The sequence below is a fragment of the Borrelia coriaceae genome, from assembly GCF_023035295.1.
Taxonomy (GTDB): Bacteria; Spirochaetota; Spirochaetia; order Borreliales; family Borreliaceae; genus Borrelia; species Borrelia coriaceae.
Window position 1 is genome coordinate 17,199 of sequence record NZ_CP075092.1, and the last position, 12,639, is coordinate 29,837.

At 31.5% G+C, this 12,639-nt stretch carries 11 protein-coding genes and 2 pseudogenes; 10 read left to right on the forward strand and 3 right to left on the reverse strand.

Translation table 11 applies throughout. The features are described 5' to 3' along the window. Positions 1-241 precede the first annotated feature (241 nt). From bcCo53_RS07455 to bcCo53_RS07495, 9 genes and pseudogenes are all read left to right on the forward strand, one after another. Complete coding sequence (locus tag bcCo53_RS07455) at positions 242-1,255, forward strand: variable large family protein (RefSeq protein ID WP_343298929.1); 1,014 nt, start codon at positions 242-244, stop codon at positions 1,253-1,255. A gap of 348 nt (positions 1,256-1,603) precedes the next feature. Further along, positions 1,604-1,842, forward strand: a pseudogene (locus tag bcCo53_RS07460) (variable large family protein); the annotation flags it as partial. Between the two features lie 146 nt (positions 1,843-1,988). Next, on the forward strand, positions 1,989-3,035 hold the full coding sequence (locus tag bcCo53_RS07465; protein WP_343298928.1) for a variable large family protein: 1,047 nt from the start codon (positions 1,989-1,991) through the stop codon (positions 3,033-3,035). Between the two features lie 246 nt (positions 3,036-3,281). Further along, entirely contained in the window at positions 3,282-4,319 is a 1,038-nt protein-coding gene (locus bcCo53_RS07470; RefSeq protein ID WP_028328310.1) for a variable large family protein, read from the forward strand. A 153-nt stretch (positions 4,320-4,472) separates the two neighbouring features. Beyond that, positions 4,473-5,513, forward strand: coding sequence for a variable large family protein (locus bcCo53_RS07475; protein WP_025409067.1), 1,041 nt, complete (start codon positions 4,473-4,475; stop codon positions 5,511-5,513). Positions 5,514-6,073: 560 nt separating this feature from the next. Beyond that, the gene (locus bcCo53_RS07480; protein ID WP_081725106.1) at positions 6,074-7,183 is read left to right on the forward strand and encodes a variable large family protein; all 1,110 of its coding nucleotides are present in this window, start codon (positions 6,074-6,076) and stop codon (positions 7,181-7,183) included. Between the two features lie 122 nt (positions 7,184-7,305). After that, positions 7,306-8,372, forward strand: a pseudogene (locus bcCo53_RS07485) (variable large family protein). A gap of 131 nt (positions 8,373-8,503) precedes the next feature. Further along, positions 8,504-8,677: a hypothetical protein gene (locus bcCo53_RS07490; RefSeq protein WP_155806455.1), complete on the forward strand. Its 174-nt coding sequence runs from the start codon at positions 8,504-8,506 to the stop codon at positions 8,675-8,677. A 260-nt stretch (positions 8,678-8,937) separates the two neighbouring features. After that, positions 8,938-9,774, forward strand: coding sequence for a hypothetical protein (locus bcCo53_RS07495; RefSeq protein ID WP_025408992.1), 837 nt, complete (start codon positions 8,938-8,940; stop codon positions 9,772-9,774). Positions 9,775-10,130: 356 nt separating this feature from the next. On the opposite strand, the gene bcCo53_RS07500 is transcribed toward bcCo53_RS07495, so the two are convergent. Then, positions 10,131-11,015 carry a hypothetical protein gene (locus bcCo53_RS07500; RefSeq protein ID WP_025408993.1) on the reverse strand — a complete coding sequence of 295 codons (885 nt, stop codon included), beginning with the start codon at positions 11,013-11,015 and terminating at the stop codon, positions 10,131-10,133. A 195-nt stretch (positions 11,016-11,210) separates the two neighbouring features. Next, positions 11,211-11,849, reverse strand: a complete 639-nt coding sequence (locus tag bcCo53_RS07505) for a hypothetical protein (RefSeq protein ID WP_246938462.1) — start codon at positions 11,847-11,849, stop codon at positions 11,211-11,213. Positions 11,850-11,928: 79 nt separating this feature from the next. Here bcCo53_RS07505 and bcCo53_RS08790 point away from each other — a divergent pair, with 79 nt between their 5' ends. After that, the gene (locus tag bcCo53_RS08790) at positions 11,929-12,060 is read left to right on the forward strand and encodes a hypothetical protein (RefSeq protein ID WP_281507460.1); all 132 of its coding nucleotides are present in this window, start codon (positions 11,929-11,931) and stop codon (positions 12,058-12,060) included. Between the two features lie 261 nt (positions 12,061-12,321). On the opposite strand, the gene bcCo53_RS07510 is transcribed toward bcCo53_RS08790, so the two are convergent. Then, positions 12,322-12,459, reverse strand: a complete 138-nt coding sequence (locus bcCo53_RS07510; RefSeq protein WP_246938463.1) for a hypothetical protein — start codon at positions 12,457-12,459, stop codon at positions 12,322-12,324. Positions 12,460-12,639: the final 180 nt, after the last annotated feature.

Sequence of the window (12,639 nt, forward strand, 5' to 3'; positions counted from 1 at the left end):
ATAATTTAGTGTTTAAACTGTCATATTTGATTGAGATTTTACAATTTTAACGCATCAGGAATGCTTTATAGGTATTCCTGTTTTTATATTACATAAGTTGCTGTCTAAATAGGTTTAATCAGTAAAATTACTATTGATTTTTATATGCTTCACTAGAAGCAAATTTTTACTTAGCTAAAGGTATTATTTATATTGTCTCCTTCGTTAAAGATAGGAAAAAGGGTACACGTAATATATGAAAATAAATATTAAAGTAAAAAGTATTTGTGCAACATTATTTATATCTCTATTCCTTTCTTGTAATAATGGAATAGAAGAACTTGAGAAGAGAAATACTTTCTTATCCTCACTTGCTAATTTAGGTAATGACTTCTTATCTGTCTTCTCTTCTTTTGGGGATATAATGACTGAATCATTAGGGTTTAAAGCAGATGCTAAGAAATCTGATGTTGCAACTTATTTTAAAAAAGTACAAGACAATTTAGAAAATACTAAAACAGCTCTTAATAAGATTGTTGAGGACATGAAGACTCAAGAAAATCCTAACGTTGTTGGAGTAGAGACTGCTGTAAAAACACTAATTGATAATACACTTGATAAAATAATTCAAGGATCTAAGACTGTTAGTGATGCTATTGGTAATGATAGTGAGCTACTTGGTAATGTTGGTAAAGCTGCTGCCGATCAAAATGCTGCAGGTAATCGTGAGGAAGGTAAAGTTTCAAACTTAATAAATGGAATTAGGGCTATTGTAAGTATAGTACTTAAAAATGAGGGTAAACTTGATGCTGGTGATAATAATAAAGCTTTAGCTGCTAGTGGTCAAAGAGATGGTACTACTGATGATGCAATGCTTTTATTTGGTAATGCTTCTAAAGGTAATATTACTGCTAATGCAGAAAAGGCTGCAGTTGATGCTGCTAAAGCTGTTGGGGCTGTAACTGGTGCTGACATATTAAAAGCTATGGTTGAAAATACTGATTCTGTTAAATTAGCTAATGCTGATCCTAAACAGGCTATTTCTACTGCTAATGTTACTGCTCCTAAAGATGCAACTATAGCAGGCGCTATAGCATTAAGAGCTATGGCAAAGGGTGGTAAGTTTGCTAATGGTAATACTGGTAGTGATATTTCTACTGCAGTTAAAGGGATAGCAGTCAATGCTGTTACTAAAGCATTAGATACATTAACTATAGCAATAAGAAAAACAATAGATGAGGGACTTAAAACAGTTAAAGATGCTATTAAAAATTAATCCTAATGTTACTTCTGTAATTTTTGATAAGATCAATTCTGAGACATAAAATCAATGATTGAATATCCTTAAGAGGGCTTTAGGGCTCTCTTTTATTGTATTTACGCTATAAAATGTTGTACTAATTGATAAATAGTAACTTATATTTTGAGGAATTTAGATGATATGGTTAATGCATATAAAGCAGCATCAAAAGAGTAGGTTAAGTCAAGTAGAGCAATAAACTGGAGATGACATGTTAAAAACTCTATTTAGATAGATTAGTGAATTAGCTAAGGTTATAGTCTATTATTATTTTTAATAATCGTGTGCCTAAACCAGTAATTAAAAAATATTATAGCATAATGTATAGCATCACTAACAATGGCAAAATGTGGTAAATTCGCTAATGATAGTACTGGCCTACTGCTGAAGTTATTAAGGCAGTTAAAGGTGCAGCAACAAGTGCAGTTACTAAAGCATTAGACACACTCATTATAGCAATAAGGAAAACAATTGATGCGGGACTTAAGACTGTTAAAGACGCTATGAACATTAATTCTAATGATACTTTTATGACTACAGAATCTGGTGTTGTTACTAAGTAAAAGTAAATAGGATTAAAAAAAAAAGATAAATAAACTAAATAATGAAAGTAATTTACGGGGAACACTTTCCATATTTCGTTATGGGAATAGTGTTTCTTTTTTTGTATGTATCCTTTTTATATAAAGGAAAGGGAGGCATGTAATATATGAAAATAAATATTAAAAATATTAGAGTAAAAAGTATTTGTGCAACATTATTTATCTCTTTGTTCCTTTCTTGTAATAATGGAATAGAAGAACTTCAAAAACAAAATCAGTCTATACTCTCCATATCTAATTTAAGACAAATCTTCTTAGATGTTTTTGCTTCTTTTGGTGATATGCTAAAAGATCCATTTGGTATTACTGCGGCTACAACTAAAAAATCAGTTGGAGAACAATTAGGTAAGGTTGGTGAGGCAGTTAAATCAGCTAAAAGTAAATTAGAAAGTATAAAATCAGGTAGTGGCTACGATTTAATAAAAGATAAAGCCGAGACCCTAATTGCTAAGGCAATTAAGACTCTGGAAAAGATAGTCAATGGAACAAATAAAATTAAGGAAGCTACTAAGGATGCTGATGATCAAATTGCTAATGCTGGTAGTAGTAATGCTGATGCAGTTAAAGCAGATGAAACAAGTGTGAAGAATCTTGTTAAAGGAATTAGTATGGTCTATGAAGCATCAAAGGATGCTGATGTTGCTCCAAAAGGAGATGCTAGGAAAGCGACTGGTAGTGACTGTAAAGCTGTTGGAAAGCTTTTTGGTACTAATGGTAGTCTTGCTGGAAGTGAATTAAAAGCAGCTAATGTTGCATTAAATGTAGCTAGTGGTGCAGATATATTGGCAGCAATTGAAGCAGCTAATAAGGATGGTCAAGAAAAACCAGCATCTACTATTAATTTAGCAAAAGATGCTTATGATATTGCTATTGCTAATAACAGTGGTTCTAATGACGCTGAGGATGCTGCTGTTAAACAGAATGCATCAGTAATAGTAGCTGGTTTAGCATTAAAGGCAATGGCTCGGGGTGGTAAATTAGCCATCAATACTACTCATGCTCCACAAGAAGGAGTAAATGCAGTATTATCTAGAGCAGTTGGTAAAACTGTGAGTGAGATAGTATTTACTATAAGGAGAACGGTTGATAAATGTTTAAAAGATGTTAGTGAGTGCATAAAAGAAAATTCTACTAGTAACGAAAAATCTAAATAGTATAAGTAGTATTTAGACTATTTATTGTTTATTGGATCAAGCTTTGTACAAGTTTTGATAAGCAGGAATGCCTTATGGGTATTCCTATTTTTTTGTTATCTAAGTTGCTCTAATCAATGAAATTGCTATTGATTTCTATGTGATTAAGCAGAAGCAAGCCTTTATTTAACTTATAGATTATTATTTAAAGATTATCTATCTGATTTCTTGAATCAAAGGATAAGTTTAAAAGGAGGCACGTAATATATGAAAATAAATATTAAAAATATTAGAGTAAAAAGTATTTGTGCAACATTATTTATCTCTTTATTCCTTTCTTGTAATAATGGAATAGAAGAACTTCAAAAACAAAGGGATTCTATACTCTCTATATCTAATTTAAGGCAAGGATTCTTAGATATTTTTTCTTCTTTTGGTGATATGATTACTGATACTTTAGGTATTAAAGCTGATACTAAGAAAGAAGATATAGGGAAATATTTTACTGCTATTGAAAAAACTATGACATCTGTTAAGGAAAAGTTGCAAGCAGAAGTTTCTAAGAATGGTAATTATGAAAAAGTTAGAACAGTCGTTGATAAATTTATCACTGAGACATTAGACAAGATTGCTGAAGGGGCTAAGACTGCGGCTAGTGGTGCTACAGGTGTTGGTGTTATAGGAAATGCTGTTAAAAATGAGGTTGCTGTAGCGGCCAATGAAATTAGTGTAAATACCCTAGTTAAAGGGATTAATCAAATAGTTGAAGTAGTATTAAAAGACAAAGGCGATTCTACTGCTACTAAGACTGCAAGTACAGAGCAAAAATCAATTGGTAAGTTGCTTAGTGGACAACAAGGCACTGATGGAACAGATGCAGAAGCTGCTGCAGCAAGTGCATCAATTGGAGCAGTAACAGGTGCTGACATACTAAAAGCTATTGCTATTTCTGGTAATGCTGATAGCAACAACTCAACGATCGAGAAAGCAAAAAATGCTGCAAGTATTGCCATTGCTAAGGTTGAGAATAGTAAAACTCTTAATGCAGTAAATAAGGATGCAGTTATTGCAGCAGGAATAGCATTAAGGGCAATGGCTAAGGATGGTAAATTTTCTGCTAAGAATGAAGATAAAGCTGAACACGCAGTAAATGGTGCAGTATCTAGTGCTGTAAACAAGACGCTTAGCACTCTTATAATTGCTATTAGAAATACTGTTGATAGTGGTTTAAAAACAATAAGTAAAGCACTAGCTGCAGTTAAACAAGAGGATGAATCTACAGATGCGACAGTGAGTGGACAGTAATAATCGATAAAATTTAGAAAAAGATCGGTAAATAAAATAATAAAGTTATTTAAGGGAAATACTTCTCTACATTAGAAGCTATTTCCCTTTTATTGTATTTCGCCTCTTTAGTCCTTTTTAGTTAAAGGGTGGAAAGAAGGAGGCACGTAATATATGAAAATAAATATTAAAAATATAAGTATAAGAAGTATTTGTGCGACATTATTTATTTCTTTATTCCTTTCTTGTAATAATGGGATAGAAGAACTTGAGAAGAAAAAGGATTCTATACTCTTTATATCTAATTTAAAACAAGGATTCTTAGATATTTTTACTTCCTTTTCTGATATGGTGACAAGTTCGTTTGGTATTACTGCAGAGACAACTAAGAAAGATGTTGGGGGACAATTAGGTAAAATTGGTGACGCAGTTAAATCAGTTAAAGATAAATTAGAGGGCATAAAGGGAAATGAGCAATATGATTTAATAAAAAAAGCTAAAGCTGATGAAGCAATTAATAACTCAATTAATATTTTGGAAAAGATAGTTGAAGGAGCAAATAAAATTAAGGATGCTACCGATGGAGCTAGTAAAAAAATAGCTAGTTCTAATGGTGATGGTGAGAGTGCAACTCCGGCAAGTGAAAAAAGTGTACAGGAGCTTGTTAAAGGTATTAGCGAGATTTATAAAGCAGCTAAGGATGCTAAGATTGATTTAAAAGGAAATGCTAATAAAACTATTACGGAGTCTAATACAATTGCAAAGCTATTTAATACTAATAGCCAGGTTGGTTCTGATGTTACTGGATTAAAAGCAGCCAATATGGCAGTCAATTCGGCTAGCGGTGCAGATATATTAGCAGCAATTGAAGCAGCTAAGGATGGTACAAGTAAGAAAGCGGGTGCGATTAGTGCAGCAACAAATGCTTATGATATTGCAGTTGCTACTAAAGATAATGCAAATGCAAATGCTAGTGTTAGTACAAATGCATCAGTCTTAGCAGCCGGTTTAGCATTAAGGGCTATGGCTAAGGATGGGGCATTAGCTACTGTTGCTACTTATGCACCAACAGACGGAATAAATGCGGTATTAATAGAAGCAGTTAGTAAGACTTTAAATGAAATAATATCTACTATAAGAAGAACACTTGATAAGTGTTTAAAAGATGTTAGTGATTGCATAAAAGAAAATTCTACTAGTGAAGGAAAAACCTAAAGCTAAATAGTATGATTTTGTGTTTAAACTATTAATTGAAGCAATTTTTTTAAGTTTTGATAAGCAGGAATGCCTTATTATGGGTATTTCTGCTTTTTTAGCTTTACTATGGTAATACTGTAAAAAATTTGGATGGTATAAGAATGGTAAGGTTGATAAAAGCATTTGCTGTTCTATTCCTACATTCACTGTAGAAACATATACATTCTGAACGTTACTTAATTTATAATGCATTTCTCCTTAATTACCTTAAATTATTTTATTATTTAGTTTGACAATTTATTATTAATTTTGGTTTGTTCTTAGTTTCAAGGGATGAGAGTTGCACTCTTATTATAAGTTATTAGTGTTAATAACAGAGGCATTATCAGCACACCATGATCATTACCACTATCATTCTTGAAAAGTAGTTAAATTAGCTTTTCATAATAATCAAGATGAGAAGAAAGCTGAAGATGCAAACACTTGTTCCTTTGTGGGTCGGAAAGTAATTTTCCTTTTTATTTATTGTATGTAGCCCTCTTTAGTTGAAGGGAAGGGAGAAAGGAGGCACGTAATATATGAAAATAAATATTAAAAATATTAAGATAAAAAGTATTTGTGCAACATTATTTATCTCTCTATTCCTTTCTTGTAATAATGGAATAGAAGAACTTGAAAAGAAAAATCAATTCTTATCCTCACTTGCTAATTTAGGTAATGACTTCTTATCTGTCTTCACTTCTTTTGGCGATTCATTTGGGGGTGTTTTAGCTTTTGATAAGACTACTACAAAGTCTAAGGTTGGTGAGTACTTTAAAAAGATTCAAGAGACTGTACAAGGGGTTAAAACAGGTCTTAATAAAATTGTTACTGATATGAAAAATCAAAATAATCCTAATGCAGAGGCTACAGGTACTGCTGTAACAACTTTAAATTTACAACTTAGCAAGATAATTGAGGGTGCTAAGACTGTTAGTGATGCTATTGGTGATACTGATAATGGTCTTATTGTTGATTTTGGTGGAGGTGGTGATGGAGTTGGTGTTGCAGGTGATTCAAAAGTAGTGCAATCCATTACTGAAGGAATTAAAACAATTTCGGATATAGTACTCAAAGGAAAAGGTAAAGCCGATTCTGGTGATAATAAAAATCCTGCTGTCGATACTAGCGGTGCCGATGGTAGTGCAAGAAATGTTGATGCTGATGATAACACCAATAATGGAGCCATAGCTCTTTTTGCTAAGAAAGCTATTGGTACTACTGCTGGTGTTGGTAAAGCCGCTAAAGATGCAGCTAAAGCTGTTGGCGCAGTAACTGGTGCTGATATATTACAAGCTATGGCTCAAGTTGGTGGTAATTCCGCTAAGTTGGCTATTAACGATAAAACTCTTTCAGATGGTCAGCCTATTTCTGCTGGTGATGCAAAAGATGCAACTATAGCAGGAGGAATAGTTTTACGATCAATAGCTAAGGGTGGTAAATTCTCTAATAAGTCTGGTGGTAGTGATGGTGGAGCAAAACAACAGATACAATATGCAGCTATTAGTGCGGTAACTAAGGCACTAAATACATTGACTATAGAAATAAGAAAAACCCTTGATACAGGACTTAAAACTGTTAAAGATGCTATGAATATAAGTGCTAATGATACTCATGTAACTACTGAATCTGGTATTATTGCTAAATAAGTAACAAGTAAACTAAATAATAAAGTTATTAAAGGGAAGCACTTCTTGTATAGGAGTTGTTTTCCTTTTTTGTATCTGGCCTCTTTTAATTAAAGGATGGGAAAAAAGGAGGCACGTAATATATGAAAATAAATATTAAAAATATAAATATAAAAAGTATTTGTGCAATATTATTTATCTCTCTTTTCCTTTCTTGTAATAATGGGATAGAAGAACTTCAAAAGAAAAATACTTTCTTATCCTCACTTGCTAATTTAGGTAATGACTTCTTATCTGTCTTTACTTCTTTTGGTGAGATGACAGGTACTGTTTTAGGGTTTAATACTGAAACTAAAAAATCTGATGTTGCAGCTTATTTTAAAAAATTCATGATACTGTACAAGGGACTAAAGATAAGCTTAATACAATTGTTGAGAACATGAAGAGAGAAGGCAATCATAATGCTGCTGCAACTGAGACTGCTGTAACAACTTTAAGTGAAAAACTTACTAAGATAATTCAGGGAGCTAAGACTGCTAGTGATGCTTTAAAGGATGTTCCTGCTAGTGAACCAATTGCTAATGTTGCTGCTAAGACTAAAGGGGGTGATGCAGGTTCAGAAGTTGCTAGTTTAGTAAAAGGAATTAAATCAATTGTAGATGTGGTACTGGAAAATGTAGGAAATCATGAGGCTGGAACAGACAAAAAGGCTTCTGATCTTAGTGCAAGAAAAGGTGGTAGTATTCAAACTAACGGTGAGGCAGGAAATTTATTTGCTAGTTCAGCTAGTTCTGGAGTTGGTACTAGTGACACCCATGCAAAGGGGGCTGCAGCAGATGTGTTAAAAGCAGTTGGGGCCGTAACTGGTGCTGATATACTGAAAGCTATAGTTACAAATGGTGAAGCTACTGCTACTAAGGCTGCTGAAGCTAATGCTACAGATGCAACAATAGCAGGAGCTATAGCATTAAGAGCTATGACTAAAAGTGGTAAATTCCCTGGGGTTAATACTGGTGTTACTACAGCTGAAACTGACTACACTGCTGGAGTCAGAGTATCAGTTATAAGTGCTGTTACTAAAGCACTAAATACATTAACTGTAGCAATGAAAAATACAATTGATGCAGGACTTAAAGCTGTTAAAGAAGCTATGAAAATTAATCCTAATGATAATCCTGTGGCTTTTGAAGCTAATACTGTTGCTAAATAAATAATAAGATAATAAATAAACAAAATAATAAACTCATTAAAGGAAAACACTTCTTTATATGAAAGGCTGTTTTCCTTTTTTAGTGTCTAACCTCCTTATTTAAGGAATGGAATAAGAGGGTGCACGTAATTATGAAAATAAATATTAAAAATATTAGGATAAAAAGTATTTGTGCAATATTATTTATCTCTCTATTCCTTTCTTGTAATAATGGAATAGAAGAACTTGAGAAGAGAAATAATTTCTTCTCCTCACTAGCTAATTTAGGTAATGACTTCTTAACTGTTTTTATTTCCTTTTTTTGATATGTTTACTGGAGTTTGAGTCATTAAAGTTTGCACTAAGAAACAATATTATAGGAAATTGTTTCATTGCTAAGGCTTTGTAGTTAGATATAGATAATCTTTATAAGATTAACTTTAATTAGTAAAAGAGTAACTAGGTATATTTTAGTGAATTTATTTAATGTTAATATAAACGGTGTATATTTGATATTAGTTATTTATTTTTATTTAGATATTGAGATTTAATGTTTGGGTAATGTAGATAATCTAGGAGAGGAAATATGAATAAGAATGTTTTAGCAATATGTGTGTTAACACTAATGTGTTTGGTATCATGTGATATAAATTTTCTTGATGAATTGTTAGGCAAAGCAAGAGAAAAATTTTTAGAAGAAACCGATAATGCAGAAGGTTTAAATTCTAAAGAAGAAAATCAAGAGGATAAAGAAAATAAGGTAGATGTTTCAAAGGTTAAAAGGGATGTAGTAAGAAATAAAGACTTTAGGGAAAAAAGTATTAACTTATCTCAACCTAAATTAACTGCGGTTCAAGAATCTTATCTTACTGGTAAGGATGCTGAGGCCAGTGAAATTAAGAAAAAAATTGATGTTAATTTAGCTGCGGTAAATGCAATTTATGATGAGTTGGAGAAATCATTGTCAGAACTTAAGAATATGGAAGCTTTTGTTATAAGAGCTGAGTCTGATTTTAATGAGGCAAGAAGAGGTGTTCCTGGAAATAATCATGTAACGAACACTTTGCCTTATTTAGATGAAGCAATTAAGACAGTTAAAGATAGTAGACATGTTGCAGTAGTAGGGTATAATGAGCAATTTCATGCATTAAAACATGTAAAAGCTGATGCTGAGTATGCAAAGGGTCTTATTAAGTCTGCTTTAGGTGAATCGGCACAGGCAAGGTTGAGCGGTTATTATTATGTGCAGCTTATGATAGATAATATATCAAATGCGCAGCTTAGCTTGAGTAAAGCAGAAAGTATGTTTAAGAAAGTAGAATCGGAGTTAGATAATCTTAGAGTTGAGAGACAAAAAGCGGATAAAGATTTTGCTGGGTTAAAGAGTGCATATGAAGCATTATTAGCAGTTAAAAAGAAATAGTATATAACATATTTATGGTGAATTAGTATGTGATTAATAATTTAATTATTTTTTAGAGTGAGATAGGGTCTAATTTTATTAGATTCTATTTTTGTTTATATGAATACCTTTCAAATTTGGTGATGTCATGAAGTAAATAAAGTAAATGACATCACCAAATTTCAAAGGTATTTTCAAACTGTCTGTAAGGATGGAATTTTAAATTGCGGATGAGCGTTTGGACAAAGCTTTTTGATAACAGGGTTTATATTCTATGTATCCTTATCATGAACTTTATGTTTAAAAGTATGTATAAGCATTTAATTGGCAAGGATCTCTATTATATAGAGATCCTTATTTATTTTATTATTTGATGTTTAATTAGTAGCATGTTTATAAGCAGAAATTAGTGTATCAATGGCGTTAGCGAAAATTGTTCCTCCAGTATATTCATAATCATCTAAATTGATAGCATATTGTTTTAGTTGTTCTATAGAGTTGTCTAATTGAAAAGTCATAATTCTTAGTGTACCAATAATAGGCGTAAGAGCTGCAATATTAACTTCTTTATTTAAAGTTTTGGCAGCATTAGCAAAATTGTGAGCAGCAGAGATGAAAGTGTTAGAGTTAAAGTTAGAAACAGTGTTAACAAAGGCATCAATATAAGTTGTTACTGAACTATTTATAGCAGTTATAAAAGCATCAGCTGTATTTTTGACAGTTTTCAATGTATTGGTAGTGGTTTGCTCTTTTGCAAGATAGGTTTGGTGTATAACTTGTTTTAAGTTTTTAATTGAGTTATTGAATCCTTCTAGATTAGTATTTTTTAAAGATGCAGCTAAAGTTTGAAAATCTTTGATTAGGTTAGAGTTATTGAGTTTTTCAATAGCTTCTTTTCGTATTGTAGAATTTGTATTGCTAATGCAAAAATCTATGCTTGACTCATTACACTGAATATAGGTCATAATTTGATCTATATATTGAATATAATGATTGTAAATAGTGTTTAGATTAGTATAGTAATCTTTGGAATCAATGAGAAACTCTTGTAAGCTTTTTATATTCTCTTGTGTTAGTTTTTCGTGTTTTACTTGAATAGTATTTTCTTTTTTATCTTCTTTAGGATATATAGAAGTATCTATTTTTTTGTCTTGTAAGTTATGATCTTGCATATAACTTAACGTGTGTTCTTGACTTGATATAGGAGTAATATTGCAAGATATTACTCCTAAGGTTAGTAATGAAACTAATGGATTTGTCATAAAAATATTTTCCTTTTTAAATTTCAGAGCACTAATTATCAATTAATACTTATTATTATTTAATAATAAGTATATATCATAAAAGTGAAATTATCAAATTTGTGAGAAAAGTTTTTTGAGCATATAAAAAAAAGATAGGCTTATAAGCCTATCTTATTAGTGTTTATTTAAGTAATTGTTTTTAAATATAAAGATTTATCTAGCACCAGTGGTACCATAAAGTAATCTTAGTACTTCCTTTAACTCACTTTTGGTACTTGGGGGCAATATGCCTCTGAGAGAGCTTAATTCTTCGTATACTTTGTAATCATTGTGATGACTTTTTTGCACTTTTGATAATAAAATGTTTACTTCTGTTTTAATTGTATCTAATTTTGTTTTTGCTTTTTGGTCTTTTTGGAGGTTGCCAGGGTATCCAAAATCATTAGTAGTAAGATGTATAGCATCACTTAGACTTTCTTGAATTGCGTTTGAGAGTTTTGTGAGTTTTTTGGTTAATTTGTTTTTTGTAAATTTATGTAATATGTCTTGAGATTTTTGTTTTTCAGATTCTTCGGGTTTTTTTCCATAAATAGGATTTATTTTTATTTCATTAAACTTAATGGTTTCCCAGTGTTTGTTTATTTTTTTAGCTAATTTAAGAGCGTTCTTAACGCTATTTTTGGTTTTTATTAAACGTGATTTGTATTCTCTATTTAATTGAGCTTCATCCTCGTCTTCATCTTCGTTGTCAATTTCTTGGTGATTTTTTTCAATTTCATCATAGTCATTGTCTTCTTCGTCATCTTCATAGTCATCGTCATTGTCTTCTTCGTCATCTTCTATGGTTGTCATAGGTCCTGAGTATGAACCTGATTTTGTTGTTGATGGAATATAATTATTATATTCATAGTTAATAGATGATTCACCACTTATGCTGTTAAGATTATTAGTTGTACCTGATAGTATTGTAGGAGGGGTATTTGTGTGTGAGTTTGAGATAATTGTGTCATCTGTGTTTGTTGGAGTAGGGTTTTCAGTTATTTTTGTATTAAGTTCTGATTGAGTTAGTGTATTGATTGTTTGAGTGTTTTTGTTATCTTCATTAGTGTGTGGTTTAATGTTAGTAATAATTGGTGAGTTAAGAGTTTTTATACTGTCTTTGTTAGTATTTTGGTCTTTTGTTGTGATATGATTATTGCCATTGTTAGTATTTTGATTGTTATTATCAGTAATTTGGTTAATAGCTTGAGGTGTAGATTTTTCATTAATGATAGGTGAGGTGTTAAAGTTAATGATATTATCTTGTAGAGTATTGTTTGAAGGATTATTTTTGAGTTGGCTCCAAGATAGAGTAAGCTTTTTTTAGTAACTTAGCAGATGTATTTTCATTGCCATTGAGGATTAGATCACAGCTAATGAGACATAGGATTAGTCCCAAGCAAAAATATTTTAATTTAAACATTATATTAAATCTCCTTATAATATGTATTTGTATAAAATAATAAATATAGAGCGATGGGGGTGGTAAATCTAGGTTTGAGAGGGAAAAAAGTAGTGATATTGGGAGTTGGGGGATGTTGAGGGGGGGGGGAGATAATGGGATAGAGATCGCGCCAGCTTTATACTAATAACAACTAAACTA